We start from the raw sequence: 19,787 nt of genomic DNA, 5'->3' as shown, positions 1-19,787 counted from the left end.
GGCAGCTGCCCTGGCTGCGGCGCGGAATAATGCTGTGCGCCGGAGAGCGCAGGGGGAGTATTCGTGTCCGAATGGCGGCGGTTCAGATCCGGGACCTACCTCATGTGCTTGTAGTGTCGATAGTAGTGGAAGCGGTGGACTTGTTGAGCCGAGTCTGCAGCGTCACGTGATCGAGCTCGCTTTCCCACCAGGATACGAACACAGCCGCGATGCCATTGCCGATGATGTTGGTGAGGGCGCGCACCTCGCTCATGAACTTGTCGATAGAAAACACGATTGCCATGCCCGGCACCAGAGCTGGGTTTACTACCGATAATGTCGCAGCGAGCGTGATAAAGCCTGCGCCGGTGACGCCGCTTGCTCCCTTCGAAGTTAGCATTGCTACTAGCAGGATCGTGAGCTGCTGGCCAAAGCTGAGATCGACACCGAGTGCCTGGGCAATGAACAATGTTGCAAGTGTCATATAGATATTGGTGCCGTCAAGGTTGAAGGAGTAGCCAGTCGGCACCACCAGCCCGACCACCGGCTTGGAGCAGCCCAGCCGCTCGAGCTTCTCCATCAATTGAGGGAGCGCGCTTTCGGAGGATGAAGTACCGAGCACGATCAGAAGCTCGTCTTTAATATAGATAAGGAACTTGAAGATTGAAAAGCCGACGAGGCGGGCGATCAGACCAAGCACGACTACTACGAATAGGGCAGCAGTCACGTAAAACAGCGCGATCAGACCGATCAGATTGCCGAGTGCTGCGGGCCCGAACTTGCCGACTGTGAAAGCCATGGCGCCGAAGGCGCCGATCGGGGCCGCTTTCATTACAATAGCTATTACCCCGAACACCGCGTGCGCGACGTCGTCAATCATGCCGCGCAGACGCTCGCCACGCTTTCCCAACGCCATCAGCGAGAAGCCAAAAAGGATCGCGAACAGGAGAACCTGCAGAACATCGCCGCGAGCGAAGGCGCCGACCACGCTATCGGGAATGATGTTGAGAATAAAGTCGACGGTTTTCGAGGCTTCCGCCTGCTTGACGTAATTGGCGACCGCCGCAGCATCCGGTTTGACCGCAAGGCCATGGCCAATCCGGACCAGATTGCCCATGGCAAGGCCCAACAGCAAGGCAAAGCTGGAGACGATCTCGAAATAGAACAGCGCCTTGACGCCGACGCACCCGACTTTCTTGGCATCTTGAATATGCGCAATGCCAGACGTGACGGTGCAGAAAATAATGGGCGCGATCACCATCTTGATGAGCTTGATGAACCCATCACCGAGCGCCTTGACCCAGTCGTTTGTGGCGACAGACGGCCATAGGCAGCCAACCATGGCGCCAATTAGGATTGCGATCAGCACCTGGACGTAGAGTATCTTATACCAAGCTTGCGACGCGCGCACAGGCGCCGCGGTTGCCATGGTGGTCATGACGCTTCCTTCCCGAATATACTCGAATGTGTGCCGCGGCTCGGTGAGAGGCGACAGTGTCATACGAGACTAATCATTATAGCCTTGCGCGATTGAAGACGCGTCCGAGAGCCGGCGCGTCTTTCCAAAGGCAGGCGTTTAGTTGCGTTGTCCTTTCTCGCTAAGCAAGATATGCACCAAATCCCAAACTGCGGCGGACTAAAAAGTCGCGGACAATGGCCTCCCTTCGGTGGCATCGGCTTGAGTGCTCTTAGCCGTGTTCGCAAGGTCGAACATTAGGCTGCAGCGTAGCGCGCATTAGCGGAATGCTGGAGTGTTGAGATCGTGCAGCAGTACGTGCAGTTGGTAAAATTGCTATTTTGGATTGAACGAATTTACCGAATGGAAGTCTGGCTAGGAGCTGCGTTGCCCGGGTAGGACCTCTGATGGATGACTGCGTTTTTCCGCAAGCGGCCAATCTCGTCGATGACGCGGCGTTTGTCTCCACGCCTGTGCTGACGATGTGCAAGCTAAGCCGGTCAGGGGAGCGGCCGTCGCTCGCGGCCCCTCGCGCCTTTGCCGCGTCGCCGAACCAGCCTTACGACGAGTTTTCAGCTACTTCGTTTGCGTAGCTGCCGACCGGCAGGCTTCTTGCGATCGGTTCAGCTACCGGCCCTGCGAGCACGGGATTTGAGCCGCCGACAAACCAAACAGGCATTTCTCGAGTCGAGTCTGCCGTTTTCGTTGGGCGGCTGTTGCTGTCCGCTTGGAAACAAAGATGCCAGAAACCTGACAAAGCGTTAGGTCCACTCCACGGTGACGTCGGCGTCTACGCAAAGTGCTTTCACATAAGCATAGCGCCGCCGCTGTTCGCACGTGGCACTCGAATTGCTGATGACAAATGAGAAGCTGCCGCCGTCGGGTGGGACGAAGCGGACTTGTCACAGGAGTTGCCGATGAGCCTTGCGATGCTGCTCTTGCTCGCAGAAACGGTGCGCGTAAATTTGGGGGACAGAGCGAGCTGCCGCACGAACAAATGGCTATTCGCACCACATCGCTGGGCAGCCCGACGTGCAGGCAATCACTATCGCGATACGGCGACCTGCGCTCGTTGGCGGGCTGACGCACATGGATTTTGATTCGTCAGAGATCTCGCAATCCATTGCGCTCACGATAGAGCTCGCTAGCGTGACGACCGTGATCCTCCTCGTGATTGGTGTGCCCCTCGCCTGGTGGCTGGCGCGTTCAAAGACTTTTCTGAGCGAGGCTGTCGCTGCGCTAATTGCCCTTCCGCTGGTACTACCCCCAGCGGCTCTCGGCTTTTGCGTACTCGTTCTGCTCGGCCCCGACGGACCCGGCGGCGTTCTCGCCTCTTTCTGGGGCGAGCGCACGCTCGCTCTTACCTTCGTCGGGATCGTGGTCGGATCGGTGCTCTCGGCGCTGCCATTGGTCGTGCAGCCGATACGTAACGCCTTTCTTGCGGTTGGCGATCACCCGTTGGAAATGACAGGGCGTGTTTCGCCATTGTATGGCTTCGTTGCTATCATCGCACCGCTGGCGCGACTGGAGCTCGTTAAAGCGGCCGTGCTTGGATTTTCTCACACGATAGGCACATTCGGCGTCGTGATGATGATCGGCGGAAATATTCCTGGACGCACCAAGGTGTTGTCGGCCTATGTCGTGGACTACGTCCAAGAGCCGCGCTGGCACGAGGAAGTGTGGTTGCCGCTGGTATGGTGATGTTCGCATTTGCGACAATCTTCACCTTAGCCATCATCGACAGACATTGTACCGGGCGAGGCAACGAATCATCTTAGGTTTGCCAGGGCGATCGCTCTAAACGTCCAGCCTGTCGCCGCGCACAGCCCCGTAGGCGACGAGCCCCTTGGAACCAGGGGCAGATCGGATCAAATCAGACCTAAAGTCAAGCCAACGTGCGCACCACATTCTCAGTCCCTTGCGGGCTCTGTTCCTTGCTCGGCAACCGCGTTGGTACGTGCTGCCTGCATTAGGTTCGATTATGAGCGCTTTAACGCACCGTTGGTCAGCGATCGGCAAGTCTGATTGAGGCCGGGCAATGTGGTGCCCGTCGACTGAACCAATTCTATTCAACAATCGGCATCATGAGTGCCGCCTGCAGGAGCGTAGTTCCCTTCAGCGGTGAACGATCGGCTTGATTTGTTAAAGTGCTCACATCGACGTCGAAAACTGGACACCAATAGCGTAGCAGATCAATGGCCTAGCTTCTGGGACGCTGGCCGGATTCGACAAGCCGAAAATCTTAAAGCGGTGGCTTGTTATCTTTCAGGTGTTTCGCTCTGCTGGCTTGTTTCTTGCCGAACATCACCAATCGTAACGCTGGCGACAACTCGCTTGGAAGGTTTCATGGGTGATGCAACGGAAACCTTCTACGGCGTGATCAGACGACAGGGTATCACGCGTCGCAGTTTCCTTAAATTCTGCAGTTTCACGGCCGCGAGCTTGGGGCTTGGTGCAAGCAGTATTGCGCACGCCCTGGAAACCAAACCGCGAGTGCCCGTCATCTGGCTGCACGGGCTTGAGTGTACCTGCTGCTCGGAAAGCTTTATCCGCTCGGCTCATCCCTTGATCAAGGACGCGCTGCTGTCGATGATTTCGCTCGACTATGACCATATGATCATGGCGGCGGCAGGACACCAGGCTGAGGCCATCCTGGAGGAAACCCGTGCCAGGTACAAAGGCGGATATGTGCTTGCCGTTGAAGGTAACCCGCCCTTGAACGAGGGTGGCATGTTCTGCATTGACGGCGGCAAGCCGTTCGTTGAAAAGCTCACGTCGATGGCGGAAGAGTCCATGGCGATCGTCGCTTGGGGCACGTGTGCGTCCTGGGGATGCGTGCAGGCGGCCAAGCCAAATCCGACTCGCGCGGTGCCGATCGATAAGTTAATCACCAACAGGCCCTTCATCAAGGTGCCCGGGGGCCCGCCGATCGCAGAGGTCATGAGCGGCCTCGTGACTTTCATTACCACGTTCGGAAAGCTTCCAAAGCTTGATCACCAAGGGCGTCCAAGTATGTTTTATTCCGAGCGCATTCACGATAAGTGCTACCGGCGGTCCCATTTCGACGCTGGTCAATTCGTCGAAGAGTGGGACGACACCAACGCACGCAAGGGCTATTGCTTGTACAAGTTGGGCTGCAAGGGACCAACCACCTACAATGCCTGTTCGGCCCTTCGGTGGAACGGCGGCGTTTCATTTCCCATTCAATCCGGCCACGGCTGTCTCGGCTGCTCCGAAGATGGCTTCTGGGATAAAGGGTCATTTTACGACCGACTCACGACCATCAAGCAGTTCGGCATCGAGCAGAACGCCGACGAGATCGGCATGGCCGCTGCCGGCGTGGTGGGGCTAGCGGTCGCTGCCCACGCGGCGGTCACCGCCGCGAAGCGGTTGAGGCACCGGCCGGATCGCCCTGCCCACAAAGGCAAGCCGAGTTGAGGAGGTAACGACGGTGGCCGTCCAGACGCCGAATGGGTTCAATCTCGATCGTTCCGGCAAGCGAATCGTTATCGATCCGCTGACTCGCATCGAAGGCCACCTGCGCATCGAAGCTAATCTCGATTCCGACAATGTGATCCGCAATGCAGTCTCAAGCGGGACGATTTGGCGTGGCATCGAAGTCATCCTGCGTGGGCGCGATCCGCGCGACGCATGGGCGTTCACCGAGCGGATTTGCGGGGTCTGCACCGGTACCCATGCGCTCACCTCCGTGCGCGCGGTTGAAAATGCACTAGGAATTACGATTCCGGAGAATGCAAATTCGATCCGCAACATCATGCAGCTGTGCCTGCTCGTGCATGATCACCTCGTACATTTCTATCACCTCCATTCGTTGGATTGGGTCGACGTGGTCTCCGCCCTCAAGGACGATCCCAAGTCGACCTCTACACTGGCGCAATCTATCTCGCCCTGGCCGCTGTCATCCCCTGGCTATTTCAAGGATCTACAGATCCGGCTCGGCAAATTCTTCGGATCAGGGCAACTCGGTCCGTTCAAGAATGGCTATTGGGGGCATCCGGCCTACAAACTGCCACCGGAAGCGAACCTGATAGCGGTAGCTCATTATCTTGAAGCACTCGACTTCCAGAAGGAGATCGTCAAAACCCAAGCGATTTATGGCGGCAAGAACCCGCATCCAAATTGGCTGGTGGGCGGCGTGCCGTGCGCGATCAACATCGACGGAATCGGAGCGGTGGGCGCAATCGGCATGGAGCGACTGAACATTATATCCTCCATCATCGACCGTTCGATCGAGTTTGTCGAGCAGGTCTATCTGCCCGACATTGCCGCGATCTTTTCGTACTATAAGGACTGGCTCCACGGCGGCGGTCTTTCGAGCAAAAGCGTGATGTCCTATGGCGATATCCCCGAAAAGGCCAATGACTGTTCCGGCGAGAGTTTCAAGCTGCCGCGCGGGGTCATTCTTGATGGCAATCTCAAGGAGATATTGCCGATCGACCATGGTGATCCCGAACAGATCCAGGAATTCGTCGCGCATTCATGGTATAAATACCCCGGCCATTGCTGCGGACTGCTTCCCTGGGATGGTATCACCGAGCCGAGTTTTGAACTTGGGCCAAAACTCAAAGGCAGCAAGACAGATATTAAAGAACTCGACGAAGGCGGCAAATATTCCTGGATCAAAGCGCCGCGATGGCGCGGCCGCGCCGTGGAGGTTGGGCCGTTGGCCCGATACATTATCGGTTATGCGCAAGGCAAAGCCGAGTTCAAGGAGCCCGCCGAGAGACTGCTCAAGGGGCTCAATCTTCCCGTGACTGCGCTGTTCTCGACCCTTGGCCGTACTGCGGCGCGGGCGCTCGAATGCCAATGGGCGGCGCATCAGATGCGCCATTTCCAGGATAAGCTGGTAATCAACATCAAGGCGGGCAACACGGCAACTGCCGATATCAGCAGGTGGAGGCCGGAAACCTGGCGCAAGGAAGCCAAAGGCTACGGGTTCACTGAGGCGCCTCGCGGTGCGCTCGGGCACTGGATTACGATCAAGGACGCTAAGATTGACAACTATCAATGTGTCGTGCCGACGACATGGAACGGATCTCCTCGCGATTCAAGCGGCAATATTGGCGCTTTTGAAGCTTCGCTGATCGGCACTCCGATGGCCGATCCGCAGCGCCCGTTGGAGATTTTGCGCACCATCCACTCCTTTGATCCGTGCTTGGCTTGCTCGACGCACGTGATGAGTCATGAGGGTCAAGAAATGGCCTCAATTAGAGTTCGTTAGGCCCATGCGGAACAGGGCTCAGAAGTTTCTTGCCGCCGCCGATGCGGCACTGGCTGGTCGCAGCATCCGTGGGGGCACCGCCCACATTTATGCGCTGGTGCGACTCTGGCATTGGGCTAATGCAGCCGCGATTCTGGTACTGAGTTTAACAGGCTATCTTATTGGAACCGGGACACCGGCGATATGGGGAATGGCAAGCGGCGGTTTTCTATTCGGCTATATCCGCTTTGCTCATTTCTCGGCGGGATATGTACTCAGCGCCGGCTTTCTTCTGCGTATCTACTGGGCCTTGATGGGAAACGCGCACGCCATGCAGATCTTTTGCGTGCCGCTTTGGCGCCGGTGCTTTTGGCGGGAGTTGCACCACGAGATTCGCCGGTATTCGTTCCTTGCGGTTGAGCCTGAAAGGGGCCTCGGGCACAACCGCCTTGCTCAGCTAGCAATGTTCTTCATGTTTACGCAGACGATCACGTTCATGGTCGTCACCGGCTTTGCACTTTACGGGCAAGGTGCCGGTACTGACAGCTGGCAGTACAAGGTGTTCGGCTGGGTGTTTTCACTCTGGCCGAACAGCCAGGACTTTCACACCTGGCATCATCTCGGCCTGTGGGTGATCGTGATGTTCGCGCTGGTCCACATCTACGCGGTGCTCTGGGACGACGTCGTGTCGCGCCGCAGCTTCCCTTCTATCAAGTAGGTGAGCATTGGTTTGGCGATTGACTGGGAAGCGGATGCTCAATTCAACAGAGAAAAAGCGGATTTTGGTGCTCGGCATTGGCAATATTCTGTGGGCCGATGAGGGATTCGGTGTGCGTGCGGTCGAGGAGTTTCATCGTAGCTACGCGGTCGATGATACGTCACCGTTTTCGATGGCGGCACCCAGGGGCTCTACCTCGTTAGTTTTCTTGAGGGGGCCGACTGCCTGATCGTGTTCGACGCCATCGACTATGGATTGCTGCCCGGGCAGTTGGAGCTTGTACGAGATGACGAAGTGCCAAAATTCACGGGGGCCAAGAAGGTGAGCCTGCATCAGATGGGCTTCCAGGAGGTCTTGAGCGCGGCCGATTTGCTTGGCCGCCGCCCGCGAGAGCTCGCTCTTATCGGCTGCCAGCCGATGGATCTGGAGAATTGGGGCGGTCCGCTGACCGCGCCGGTGCGCTTTCAGATTCCCCCCGCGATTAGACTGGCCTGTAAGCTCCTAGAGCAGTGGGACTCGCCGGCAAAACCGCGGAGTGCGCCGCTGCCTGCATCAGAACGGCTGTTGGCGAACAATATTGACCATGCGAATTATGAAATGAAAGGCAGAGCCGATCTAGCGGCCTGCGGCTGATTATGTGCCTTGGCTTGCCAATGACGATTGTCGAGACCGACGGTGTCACCGCGTTATGCGAGTATGGCAATGAGCAGCGGCGCATCTCCGTCGTGCTGCTCGCTGATGTACGGGCCGGCGCCAAGGTGCTCGTTCATATCGACAGCGCAGTGCGGCTCCTGGACGAAAACGAAGCAAGGCTGATCTGCAAAGCACTTGACGGGCTTGAGGCCAGCCTCAACGGTCAGAGCTGCGATCGCTTCTTTGCGGACTTGATCGGTCACGAGCCGCAATTGCCGGAGCACCTACGCTAGCGCTTCCGCTCCCTTGCACCGGCTGGGGTTCATAGACCGGATTCCAGTCGCAGGACCATCGGCTTGGACAACGTCAGGCGCTACGCCGTTGGGTCGAACGCGACTCGCGCACCTAGAGATGATTGGCATGCGCCTTGCTAACCGCCATGCTGGCAGAACCGATCATGATCAGAGAGGAGTGTGATGAAGTTGCAGCCGGCTCAGCATGCTCTGACACGGCCCGCTCCGTCCGACGACGTGGAGGGCGTTAGCGCCGATGCGCGCCTGGTCGCGCACGTTCCCAGGAAGGCGACCTTGATGCCGCTGCCGGCGGCTGATCCCCTACATATTCTGCGGATCAGTGAAGCACCCTCGCGCGGCCCTGGTGGCACACTGACCGGCCGGCCCGGCCAGCGTAGACTGTCGACGCCGCGCCTATCCCCGAGGAACAATATACTCTGCCTGATCGGCAAGAGACCGGATCGTTTGCTCACGATCAACCGCATCTCCTCACCGATCCTTTGGGCACTCGCCGGCAGCACCGACGCCGGCAAGTGCAATACCCCTCGACACAGACAATGGAACATCGCATCGTGAAAGCAGCGATCCCCGTTGTATCTGGCGGCGCCGGCCGCGCGGCGAGCGGCTTTACCACAGGTTCTGGAACTCTCGATGTATTCTATCGCGGCGCGACAAGTGCGCTTGTCAATCGCGTTTGGCGGGTTTGCGACGAACGTGCAAGGAAGTATCCGAACGCTGCCCTGCTAATGTCAAATGTCGCTGCTGCTGTTGGGGGTCAGAGAAGCGGTGATCCGACACAATTGTACGGACTCGCAAATTTCAGCGATGCCGAGCGCAAGCTGATTGACGAATTGCTCGGGGAAGGCGAGGTGACCGGGTGGTTGCGTTGCCGGACGGCAGTTTGGCACAAATCCGGGAGTCCGTGCATGCCGGAATCTGGCGCGTGCGCATCGGAACCGAACCGGCGCACGAATATGTCGAGGTTGGAGCGATTCCGCAGATTGTCCGGCGTGCCGCAACTGACCTGACATCAACCGAACTTCTGATTGACACGCCGCCGGATGGCGCGATGAACGTTCAACCGGTGCTGGCCGAAATACGCGAGCGGGCCAGCGTCTGGCAATTTTGCATGAATGCGCATGTCATCAATCTGACGTTACTGCCAATGAGCGTTGTCGACTTGACATTCCTGCAGCAAAGCTTGGGCAACGGACCCGTCCAACTCATGTTGCGGGGCTACGGTGCCTGCAGAGTGCAGGCGACCGGGACTAGGAATGTTTGGTCCGTGCAGTTCTTCAATTCTACGGACAACATCATCCTTGATACGGTGGAGGTCGGGGGCGTGCCGATTGTTGCGTTGGCTGCCGACGAGGATTTCCAGGACTCTGCCGGACGCGTGCAGGAAATTCTCGAGGCGTACTTCACATGATGCGCTCGGGCACTCGACATCAGTTGCGATCCCACAGACGGCGCCTTCGGATGGATCATAGCTTGCGCGGGGGGAGGGGGCAGCATTGCGCATGAACCTCACTGCAAGCAACAAAATCCATGTCCGCGTATTGCTAGCTGCCGACGTAGTCGCCTCGGTCGAGATCCAGCCGCGAGTCCGGCCGCCGCTGGGTCGGATATTCGCCGGAAAGCAGGCCTCGTCACTGCTCAACGCAGTGCCGCGGCTCTTCGCGTTATGTGCCGCTGCGCAGCAAACCGCACTGTTGACCGCGATCGAAACGGCGCGCGACGAAGTGATCACCCTCGCAAAAAAAACAGCATCGTATTGCGCTGATCGTTACCGAGCGCATCATGGATTTGGCACGGGGCCTATTTGCCGGACATCTCACGCTAGAGGTCGCCAGTGCGGCAGCAATCCGCTCCCTGATGTCGGAATTGTCAGCGCTTGTTCGCTCCGCCCAGCGAGCCTCGTGCCCCCCCTCAACGGGAAGCAACAGCGCGGATCGCGGCGGCGCTGGCCGCGCTGGGCGTACCGAATGAGGGACGCGCGCTCAGGTCCGGCAGCCCACTGTCGCTTCGCGTCGCGGCGCTTCATGAGGCCGGCTTGAAGTCGGCTCCGGCAGCATACTCGTTCCTGTCCGCTGCTGACGACTTCAACATCGCGAAGCGATTGCTCGGGGATGATTCGACGTTTTGCGATTGTCCGGATCTGGAAGGACATGTGCCCGAGACGGGTCCTTGGGCGCGCCAAATGACCCGGGATCGGTTCTTGCTGAGACCCTTCGGTGCGGCCGAGCGGCTGATGGCCAGAATAGTTGAAATCGTCCGGGCTATGTGCCTGGCTTGAGGCCGGCGCTCAGCCGGATACCGCAGAGCATGGGATTATCGAAAGATATAAGCTTGGGCCCGGTCGTGCCGCGGTCGAATGCGCCAGGGGACGTCTCTACCACGCTGTTGAGCTTGACGCTCACGGCCGGATATCTCGCTTCGAATTCCTGGCGCCGACGGAGTGGAATTTCCATAAGCGCGGACCGCTTGTACGGAACCTGCAGGGCGCCGTGCTGACAGCTCCGCGGCGCTGTGATGCAGTCCACGCGGTGATTGCGTCGCTGGATCCGTGCGTCGGGTTCACTCTCAATTTTCGTGAATTTCACGATGCATGAAATGGCCATTTGCATGGGGATCATTCAGATCGTCGAGGAGAAGGTACGGGAGCGATCCTCTTCGCGGGTGCGGAGCGTCTGTTTGGAATTGGGAACGCTGAGTCATGCCGCGCCTGAAGCGATCAGGTTCTGCTTTGCTGTCGCTGCAATGCGGACCGTTGCCGAAGGCGCCGCGCTTAATATCGTTGAACTACCGGGCGTTGCCTGGTGCATGAGCTGTTCGAAGAGCGTTGAAATTGCACGCCGGGGTGATTGCTGTCCTTGCTGCGGCAGTTATCAGTTGCAGGTAACCGCGGGCGAACAGATGCGCGTGAAAGCGCTGGAGATCGATTGATGTGTACCGTTTGCGGCTGCACGGAAGGTACACCGACGACCAAACACTCGAGGACAAATGATGCGAAGAGCCACGAGCGATACAATGACCATGTGCGGGACTCTTGCGATGGCCATTCTCCTCTTCGCCGGCCGGCCCACCATCAGGCACATGGCATACAGCCGCTTCCGAGCGGCGGCGCCGGCTCGGCTGATTCAAGGGTCGGGGGCATGAGCGGAAAGCAGGTCATCGAGATCGAGCGCGATATCCTGGGCAAGAATAATGGGATTGCGGCGGTCAACCGGGCCCTCTTCCTTGCCGATGACGTTCTCGTGTTTAATCTTTTATCCAGTCCCGGTGCAGGTAAAACGACGCTGCTGGTCCGTGCCGCGTCCGAGCTCAAGCGCAGCCGCCCGGTCGGTGTCATCGAAGCGACCAGCAGACCTCGAACGACGCTGAACGTATTCAGGCTGTCGGCGTGCCAGCCGTTCAAATCAATACCGGCAAGAATTGTCATCTCGATGCTGCAATGATCGGCGGAGCTTATCGCCGCTTGCCCCTGCTTTCAGGCGGCATTCTCTTCATCGAGAACGTCGGTAATCTGATCTGTCCCGCTGCCTTCGATCTTGGCGAGGCCTGCAAGATCGTGGTTTTCTCGATTACGGAAGGTGAAGACAAGCCCCTCAAATGTCCTGATATGTTTGCTGCTTCATCCCTCGTGGTGATCAACAAGATCGATCTGGCGCCGCTGCTTGAATTCGATTTGGAAAAGACCATCGAGAGAGCTGGCCTCGCAAATTCGGACAGTAGCTTGAGTGGATTTTCTGCCTGACAGCGGCGAGGATTCTTGCTGCGAATCAGGAGCGAAGATGACGAAGAAGAGCCGCCGGACGCATTCTCCGGCATTCAAGGCGAAGGTTGCTTTGGCTGCGGTCAAAGGAGACAAGACACTGGCGGAGCTGGCGCAACTGTTTGATGTTCATCCGAACCAGATCACGATCTGGAAAAACCAGCTCCTGGAAGGCGCCGCCGGCGTGTTTGGGCATGACAAGACATCGGCCGAGACGCCGGTCGATTTGAAGGCGTTACATGCCAAGATCGGCGAGCTGGCGTTGGAAAACGATTTTTTGTCCGGCGCGCTCACCAAGGCGGGCCTGCTGAGCGCAAAGCGATGATCGACCGCGGTCATGATCTTTCTATCGTGCGCCAGGCGAAGGTCCTGAAGCTGGCTCGCAGCACGGTCTACTATGAACCTCGGCCAGTTTCGGCCGAGGACCTTGCCTTGATGCGTCGGCTCGATGAGCTGCATCTCGATTATCCCTTCGCGGGAGCGCGTATGCTGCGATCGTTGCTGCGGCGGGAGGGGGTATACGCCGGTCGCCGCCACATCGCGACGCTGATGAAGCGCATGGGGATCGAGGCGGTCTATCGTCGCCCGAACACGAGCAAGCCGGCTCCGGGTCACAAGATCTACCCGTACCTGTTGCGCGGATTGAAGATCGAGCGGCCCGACCATGCGTGGGCAATGGACATCACCTACATTCCGATGCGGCGTGGCTTCGTCTATCTCGCGGCGGTCGTCGATGTGTTCAGCCGACGGGTCCTGGCCCATCGCGTCTCGATCACAATGGAGGCGGCCTTCTGCGTCCAAGCGGTCCAGGAGGCGTTGGCGAAGCACGGCAGACCCGAGATTTTCAACACGGATCAGGGCAGCCAGTTCACCAGCCTCGAGTTCACCGATGTGCTGCTGGACGCGAAGATCGCCATCAGCATGGACGGCAAGGGCGCCTGGCGCGACAACGTGTTTGTCGAGCGGCTCTGGCGCACGGTCAAATACGAAGAAGTTTATCTCCGCGCCTACGACAGCGTGTCCGAGGCGCGAGCGTCAATTGCCAAGTATCTGGCCTTCTACAATCAGGGACGCCCTCACTCGAGCCTTGACGGGCGCACGCCCGACGAGGCTTACTTCGGCACGCAAGCTATGGTGATGGCCGCATGACCGTCGCCGACGATTTTGTCGTCGCTCTGGTCGGGCTACGCCCTCCCGACGCAACGACAAAATCGTAAAGCCCCGCGTTCAGCATAACCCGGCAGGAATCCACTTAAATCCAGCGCGGCGCTGTCCAAACAACCGGGGCCAGCTCTGAGTATGCCAGACGGGTCAACCCAAAGATTGACGTGCTTGTCGTTTCGGCTCGTACTGGCGAGGGCTTTGGCGCGCTCTACGCCTGGATCAACAGGCAGGCGCGCCGTCAGAGGCGCGCCTTAGAGGACGCAAGGCGATGAGCGCCGCAGCCACCTGCGATCGAAAGCGACTGCGCGTGCGCGTGAGTGGAGCAGTGCAAGGGGTTGGCTTTCGTCCCTACGTCTATGGACTAGCCATGCGGTACGGATTGGCGGGATTTGTCATCAATGGTCCCGAGGGCGTTCTCATCGAGGTCGAGGGGCACCGTACGTCTGAGTTTATTGCCGCGTTGCCGCAGCGTGGAGAGGCTGGCCCGGTCATCGTTGTCACCAGTGCAAATCTCTACGGCGAACCCCTGCTGATCGATAACGTGGAGGCGTTGAGACAGCTCAAGGGGGTCGCCGACCTGGTCGTGACCCATGATCGCGATATCTTGGCGTGCGCTGATGATTCCGTGGTTTCGGTGGCCGCTGGCCGGGACCAATTCATCCGTCGTGCTCGCGGCTATGTTCCCGAGCCAATTCGGCTTGCAAGGTCTGTCCCGCCCGTGCTCGCCGTCGGCGGGATACTGAAGTCGACCGTCACCATCACGCGGGACGACCAAGCGTTCGTCTCTCAGCATATTGGCGATCTAAATACGGCCGAAAGCATCCGTGCGTTCGAGAAGACGATCCGGCACCTCACATCGAGCCTCGGCGTGGAGCCTGTCGCCGTCGCCCATGATTTGCATCCCGATATGGCTTCTACCCGGTTTGCGGAAGCAAATGCTCGCGCGATAGTCGCGGTTCAGCATCACCATGCACACGCTGCCGCAGTAATCGCTGAGCACGGCCATGCGGGACCTGCGCTTGCCCTGGTGCTCGATGGCCATGGCTTTGGCTCCGACGGCGGTAACTGGGGTGGCGAATTATTGTTGTGCGAAGAGACGTCGTCCCAGCGCATCGGGCACTTAGCGCCCCTGCAGATACCGGGTGGAGATCGTGCAGCCCGCGAGCCGTGGCGCATGGCCAGCGCAGTATTACACGGGCTCGGCCGGGGTAACGAAATCGGGCAGCGCTTTGCCGCGCAGCGGCAAGCCGGCTGTCTGTCGGACTTGCTCGATCAGCCGGGCGGGACCACCACGACCAGTGCGGGACGGTTGTTCGACGCGGCAGCGGCGCTGCTAGGTATTGCGAATCTGCAGAGCTATGACGGCGAAGCAGCGTTGAAGCTCGAAGCGCTGGTGCGGGGTACTACGATTCTGGAAGCCGGCTGGACGATCGAGGGCGGCGTGCTGTCCCTTGGTCCGCTATTTTCACGTTTGATTGCTGATGACATTGACGCTGCCGGAGGAGCCGGGCTGTTTCATGGCACGTTAGCCGCTGCCTGCGTTGACTGGGTCACACGCTCTGCGCGGACAACCGGCATCAATACCGTGGTTCTGAGCGGCGGCTGCTTCCTGAACGCGGTGCTGGCGGACAAAATCCCGCGGGGGTGCAGCGATGCCGGTCTTACCCCCCTGGTACCGCGACGGCTGCCGCCCAATGACGGCGGTTTGAGCCTCGGCCAGGCCTGGATTGCGGCTCTAAAGATTGCTCAACAGCCGCCCGCCGGGCAGGAGCTGCCTGATATGTGTCTTTCGGTTCCGGCAAAGATCGCGAAAATTCTTCCCAACGAAATGGCCCTCGTGTTCATCGATGGCGTCAACCTGGAGATATCGATTGCCCTCCTCGACGAGCTCGACGTCGGCGATTTCGTCCTGGTCCATGTCGGCTATGCGCTCGCTAAGATCGATCCAGCGGAAGCCAAGCGCACGCTAGAGCTCCTGCAGGAGCTAGGCGCTGCGAAGGAATGCCGATCGTGAAATATTCCAGCGAATTTCGCGACAAGACTATCGCGCAGGGACTTGCGCGAGCAATTGACGCTGAGGTCAGTTCACAACGAGCCTACCGGTTCGTGGAATTTTGCGGTGGACACACTCATGCAATCTCCCGCTACGGTCTTGAGGATCTGCTGCCCGCGAACGTTCGGATGATCCACGGGCCCGGTTGTCCCGTCTGCGTTCTGCCGGCGAGCCGTATCGACATGGCGATCCGGCTCGCCGAGCGGCCAGAGGTCATTCTGTGCGTCTACGGCGACCTGATGCGCGCGCCTGGGTCGCAAGGGCAGTCCCTGTTGCTTGCCAAAGCGCTGGGTGCCCACATTCGGATGGTCTACTCGACCCTCGACGCTATCCGGCTCGCCGAACAGACGCCGGGCCGCGAAGTGGTCTTCTTTGCCATCGGATTTGAGACCACGACGCCCCCGACGGCGGTCATGATCAGGATTGCCGAGCACAAGCGGCTCGAGGGCCTTAGCGTGTTCTGCAATCACGTTCTTACGCCCTCTGCGATGCACCGCATTCTCGAGAACCCGAAGATCCGCAACACGGGCGGGGTCCCCATTGACGGCTTCATCGGGCCTGCACATGTCAGCACCATTGTCGGTACGCAGCCTTACGAGCCCATGGCGGAACAATTCGAGAAGCCGATCGTGGTCGCCGGATTTGAACCCCTCGACGTGCTGCAGGCTGTCCTGATGCTGGTGCGGCAAGTGAACCAAAACCGCCACGAGGTGGAAAACCAATACAGCCGTGCAGTGACACGCGAAGGCAACCGGCGCGCCAAGGAGGAGGTCTCGCAGGTCTTCGAGCTGCGTGAGCAGTTTGAATGGCGCGGGCTTGGACTGGTACCCAACAGCGGACTGAAGCTGAAGCAATCATATGCAAAATTCGACGCCGAGACGCGCTTTGCGATCCATGACCTGCGTGTCGCAGACAATCCGGCCTGCGAATGCTGCGCGATCCTGCGTGGCGCCAAACGGCCGATCGATTGCAAGTTGTTTGGCAATATCTGCACGCCGGAAACGCCCATAGGAGCCTGCATGGTGTCATCAGAAGGAGCTTGTGCGGCGTATTGGACCTATCGCCGAGTTCGCGATGAGCAGGCGAGGCAGACGTCATGAGCGTGAAAGCCTATCAACGCAAGCTCGATGTGGAGAACGGACGCGTTGAACTTTCCCACGGGGCCGGAGGCCGTGCCATGGCACAGCTAATCTCCGGCCTCTTTCATCAGGCCTTCGGTAATGAATGGCTCGCCGGCTCCAATGATCAGTCGGCGTTCGATGTTACCGCAGGCAGGATGGTGATGACGACTGATGGCTATGTGATTTCGCCACTGTTCTTTCCTGGCGGCAACATCGGGTCATTGGCTGTGCACGGCACGATTAATGACATCGCGATGTCCGGTGCGCGTCCTCTCTATTTGTCGGCCAGCTTTATCATCGAGGAGGGTTTCCGGTTTTCGGATATCAAGACGATCGCGGAGTCGATGGGCGCGGCGGCATGTGCCGCCGGCGTCTATATCATTGCCGGGGATACCAAGGTGGTCGAGCGTGGCAAGGCGGACGGTCTGTTCATCTCTATGACCGGGATCGGGCTGGTGGCCGATGGGCTCGATCTTTCCGCTGACAAGGCAAAGGTCGGGGACCGTGTGCTGCTGTCCGGTAGCCTCGGTGATCATGGGGTGGCGATCATGTCAAAGCGTCAGAACGTTGCATTTCAAACCGAAATCGTCTCCGACTCAGCAGCGTTGCATAGTCTCGCTGCGGCCATGGTTGCCGCTGGCGGTGGCGGCATCCGGGTAATGCGCGACCCTACGCGCGGCGGGCTCGCTGCGGCTCTCAATGAGATCGCGCTTCAATCAGAGCTCGGCTTCCATCTGCAGGAATCGATGATTCCGGTGAAGCCTGCGGTTGCGGCTACCTGCGAACTGCTTGGACTCGAACCGATCCATGTTGCCAACGAAGGCAAGCTCGTCGCGATCGTGGCGCCGGATTCTGCCGATGCCGTTCTCGCAGCCATGAAGGCGCACCCCCTCGGGTCCAATGCGGCCGATATCGGTGAGGCGGTGGCTGACGATCACAAATTTGTGCAGATGACGACCGATTTCGGCGGCCGGCGAATCGTCGACTGGCTGTGGGGGGAACAATTGCCTCGGATCTGTTGAACAGGCTGCGCAACGTCCATTTCTTGGCCGCCATTTACTGACAACGCCATTAGCCCTCAGCTCAACAAGCGTTTCGCTTGATAGGCAATCCTACCTAATTGGCAAATTGCTGTCTTTGCTGCTTGAGGAGTTCGGCGAGGCTGGATTTCGGTTGTTGGCTTTTCTGCGGGCCGCGACTGCAATTCGGAACGATTCACCGGCATCGCGCAGTTTTCGACGGCTAAGTTCAGCGAACAGGATCACACGATCTACCCAGCACCCCTGGGTTTGAAATCCTGCGAAGCCTCGCAAATATCGCTGAATTCCTGCGCCATTTTGCCCGGCTGCGTCGCGATATCGCTGCGCGCTTCCGATAAGAAGGCGCGTCAGGCAGGGAGTATTCAAATGAAGGTCGGAGTTCCAAAGGAAATCAAGGCGCACGAATATCGCGTGGGCCTTACCCCAGGAGCTGCCCGTGAATACGTGGCAGCGGGCCACCGCGTGATGATCGAGACCAATGCCGGCGCTGGCATTGGTGCAACCGATGGCGATTATCGCAATGCCGGCGCAACGATCTTAACTTCGGCAGCTGAGGTATTCGCATCGAGCGAGATGATCGTAAAGGTCAAGGAGCCTCAGCCGGCCGAATGGTCCCAGCTGCGTGAGGATCAAATCCTGTTCACCTATTTGCACTTGGCCCCGGACCCGGAACAGGCTGCCGGCCTCTTGAAATCTGGATGCATTGCAATCGCCTATGAGACCGTAACTGATGCTCATGGTGGTCTTCCACTGCTGGCGCCGATGAGCGAGGTCGCGGGCAGGCTTTCGATCGAAGCGGCGGGTAGCGCTCTAAAGCGGAGTACAGGGGGGCGAGGGCTGCTGATCGGTGGGGTGCCCGGGGTTCAGCCTGCCCGAATCGTGGTGATTGGAGGTGGGGTCGTCGGTACGCACGCCGCGCGCATGGCGGCTGGTCTGGGCGCAGAGGTGACCATCATCGATCGTTCGATCATCCGGCTCCGTGAGCTGGACGAGCTATTCGAAGGACGGGTTCGCACTAGGTTTTCGACCATCGAATCCGTGGAGGAAGAGGTATTTGCGGCGGACGTGGTGATTGGTGCGGTGCTCGTCCCAGGGGCAAGCGCTCCGAAGCTGGTCCGCCGGAGCATGCTGAGCTCAATGCGCAAGAGAGCCGTACTCGTGGACGTCGCTATCGATCAGGGCGGCTGCTTTGAGACATCGCGCCCAACCACTCACGCTGATCCAACATACGAAGTAGATGGCATCATTCATTATTGTGTGGCCAATATGCCGGGTGCCGTGCCGCTAACCTCGAGCCAGGCACTGAATAACGCGACCCTGCCGTTTGGTTTGGCTCTGGCCAACAAGGGTTTTTCCGCCGTACTCGAGAATCCACATCTGCGCGCAGGCCTCAACGTCCATCGGGGCCGGCTAACATACAAGGCGGTGGCCGAGAGCCTCGGGCTGCCCTTCTCCCCGATCGAACAGGCTGCGGCCTGATCCCAGAGGCCCTCATGGGCGTTTCCTCCCTGACTAAGGCCACCCTTCGGGGTGGCTCTTTTTTTCGGCTATTAATCAACTGACCTCCGCCAGTATTGATTAGGAGTGCGGAACGAAGCAGAGGATCACCGGACGAACGCCTGCCTCAACCGCCGCCAGGATAGGGAGACGATGTACCTTCCGGTCCCATTGAGTGAAGCCGACAAGATGCGCCGCGGGCGACCTGATACTTGCCCGGACAGCTCCATGATGTCGCGACACATCGATCATAGCCGCGGCAGGCGGCCTTAAGGATCTCGGATCGTTCCCTAATGCTGGAGAAGGTGGTTTACCTGATCGCTGACGGCCGTGACACCGATCATGCGCAAACCACAGGATCGAGATCAGATTGTCATGTTCGTTGTAGGATTTGCGACACCGTATCGGGTCGGCGACCTGCGTTATCGAAATTTCTTCAGATGAATCAAGCTCAAGATGTCTGGCACAAGACTTGATAGCAAGAAACTGTTCCGCACCTTTTGCTTATGGAATAGCACTGATGGCCTACAAGATAATCGCATCCCAATGCACGGTCTGCGGTGCGTGCGAGTTCGAGTGTCCCAATGCCGCGATTAGCCTGAAGAACGACATCTATGTGATCAATCCGTCCCAGTGTACCCAATGTGAGGGGCATTCTGACGCGCCAAAGTGCGCCGTGGTTTGCCCCGTGCCAGATACTTGCGTGCCCGCATAGGAGCGGCAGCCGATGAGAGGGGCTCCTGCACGAAGCATGATGAAGATAATATCCAAAACAGCCGCCTTTGCGACCCGTCTCCCGTTTTCCTCGCTCGCTAGTACCCACTTTTCTTGGAAAGT

At 58.7% G+C, this 19,787-nt stretch carries 16 protein-coding genes and 3 pseudogenes; 18 read left to right on the top strand and 1 reads right to left on the bottom strand.

Features of this window, described 5'->3' with window-relative positions:
- Nucleotides 1-100: 100 nt before the first annotated feature.
- A complete protein-coding gene (gene dctA / locus CIT37_RS35100; RefSeq protein WP_011084529.1) occupies nt 101-1,417 on the bottom strand; it encodes a C4-dicarboxylate transporter DctA in 1,317 nt (438 codons plus the stop codon).
- 1,107 nt (nt 1,418-2,524) lie between these two features.
- On the opposite strand from dctA, the gene CIT37_RS35095 reads away from it, so the two are divergent.
- The 18 genes and pseudogenes from CIT37_RS35095 to CIT37_RS35015 all read left to right on the top strand — a co-directional run bounded on the left by CIT37_RS35095 (nt 2,525) and on the right by CIT37_RS35015 (nt 19,665).
- Nucleotides 2,525-3,136: a molybdate ABC transporter permease subunit gene (locus CIT37_RS35095; RefSeq protein ID WP_011084530.1), complete on the top strand. Its 612-nt coding sequence runs from the start codon at nt 2,525-2,527 to the stop codon at nt 3,134-3,136.
- Between the two features lie 645 nt (nt 3,137-3,781).
- Entirely contained in the window at nt 3,782-4,873 is a 1,092-nt protein-coding gene (locus CIT37_RS35090; protein WP_011084531.1) for a hydrogenase small subunit, read from the top strand.
- Between the two features lie 13 nt (nt 4,874-4,886).
- A complete protein-coding gene (locus tag CIT37_RS35085; protein ID WP_011084532.1) occupies nt 4,887-6,677 on the top strand; it encodes a nickel-dependent hydrogenase large subunit in 1,791 nt (596 codons plus the stop codon).
- Nucleotides 6,678-6,681: 4 nt separating this feature from the next.
- On the top strand, nt 6,682-7,374 hold the full coding sequence (gene cybH / locus CIT37_RS35080; protein WP_014497983.1) for a Ni/Fe-hydrogenase, b-type cytochrome subunit: 693 nt from the start codon (nt 6,682-6,684) through the stop codon (nt 7,372-7,374).
- 34 nt (nt 7,375-7,408) lie between these two features.
- Nucleotides 7,409-8,007: pseudogene (locus CIT37_RS35075) on the top strand (hydrogenase maturation protease HybD family protein).
- A 2-nt stretch (nt 8,008-8,009) separates the two neighbouring features.
- Nucleotides 8,010-8,300 (top strand): HypC/HybG/HupF family hydrogenase formation chaperone, encoded by a 291-nt coding sequence (locus CIT37_RS35070; protein ID WP_011084536.1) that lies wholly within the window; start codon nt 8,010-8,012, stop codon nt 8,298-8,300.
- A 572-nt stretch (nt 8,301-8,872) separates the two neighbouring features.
- Nucleotides 8,873-9,729: pseudogene (locus tag CIT37_RS40240) on the top strand (hydrogenase expression/formation protein).
- Between the two features lie 835 nt (nt 9,730-10,564).
- On the top strand, nt 10,565-10,912 hold the full coding sequence (locus CIT37_RS35060; protein WP_231088540.1) for a nickel-dependent hydrogenase large subunit: 348 nt from the start codon (nt 10,565-10,567) through the stop codon (nt 10,910-10,912).
- Nucleotides 10,905-11,246, top strand: a complete 342-nt coding sequence (gene hypA / locus CIT37_RS35055) for a hydrogenase maturation nickel metallochaperone HypA (RefSeq protein ID WP_011084541.1) — start codon at nt 10,905-10,907, stop codon at nt 11,244-11,246. Before CIT37_RS35060 ends, hypA begins: the two co-directional genes overlap by 8 nt.
- Before the next feature lie 209 nt (nt 11,247-11,455).
- Nucleotides 11,456-11,758, top strand: coding sequence for a P-loop NTPase family protein (locus CIT37_RS35050; RefSeq protein ID WP_014497976.1), 303 nt, complete (start codon nt 11,456-11,458; stop codon nt 11,756-11,758).
- Nucleotides 11,704-12,057, top strand: coding sequence for a hydrogenase nickel incorporation protein HypB (hypB, locus tag CIT37_RS35045; RefSeq protein WP_011084543.1), 354 nt, complete (start codon nt 11,704-11,706; stop codon nt 12,055-12,057). The genes CIT37_RS35050 and hypB overlap by 55 nt, the downstream gene beginning before the upstream one ends.
- A 37-nt stretch (nt 12,058-12,094) precedes the next feature.
- A protein-coding gene (locus tag CIT37_RS35040; RefSeq protein WP_085967575.1) for an IS3-like element ISRj2 family transposase occupies nt 12,095-13,224 on the top strand; the annotation gives its coding sequence in 2 pieces (ribosomal slippage) (nt 12,095-12,347 and nt 12,347-13,224; 1,131 coding nt in all).
- A 358-nt stretch (nt 13,225-13,582) separates the two neighbouring features.
- Nucleotides 13,583-15,001, top strand: a pseudogene (locus CIT37_RS35035) (Kae1-like domain-containing protein); the annotation flags it as partial.
- 18 nt (nt 15,002-15,019) lie between these two features.
- Nucleotides 15,020-15,253: a HypC/HybG/HupF family hydrogenase formation chaperone gene (locus tag CIT37_RS40330; protein WP_080588819.1), complete on the top strand. Its 234-nt coding sequence runs from the start codon at nt 15,020-15,022 to the stop codon at nt 15,251-15,253.
- Nucleotides 15,250-16,392 carry a hydrogenase formation protein HypD gene (gene hypD, locus CIT37_RS35030; RefSeq protein ID WP_028154318.1) on the top strand — a complete coding sequence of 381 codons (1,143 nt, stop codon included), beginning with the start codon at nt 15,250-15,252 and terminating at the stop codon, nt 16,390-16,392. The genes CIT37_RS40330 and hypD overlap by 4 nt, the downstream gene beginning before the upstream one ends.
- A complete protein-coding gene (hypE, locus tag CIT37_RS35025) occupies nt 16,389-17,435 on the top strand; it encodes a hydrogenase expression/formation protein HypE (protein WP_095424338.1) in 1,047 nt (348 codons plus the stop codon). Before hypD ends, hypE begins: the two co-directional genes overlap by 4 nt.
- A 384-nt stretch (nt 17,436-17,819) precedes the next feature.
- A complete protein-coding gene (gene ald, locus CIT37_RS35020; protein WP_011084547.1) occupies nt 17,820-18,932 on the top strand; it encodes an alanine dehydrogenase in 1,113 nt (370 codons plus the stop codon).
- Between the two features lie 538 nt (nt 18,933-19,470).
- Nucleotides 19,471-19,665: a 4Fe-4S binding protein gene (locus tag CIT37_RS35015; protein ID WP_011084548.1), complete on the top strand. Its 195-nt coding sequence runs from the start codon at nt 19,471-19,473 to the stop codon at nt 19,663-19,665.
- Nucleotides 19,666-19,787 lie beyond the last annotated feature (122 nt).

The sequence above is a fragment of the Bradyrhizobium ottawaense genome (assembly GCF_002278135.3).
Lineage (GTDB): Bacteria > Pseudomonadota > Alphaproteobacteria > Rhizobiales > Xanthobacteraceae > Bradyrhizobium > Bradyrhizobium ottawaense.
The sequence above is the reverse complement of the archived record's forward strand: the minus strand, read 5'-3'. Positions and strand labels throughout refer to the sequence as shown.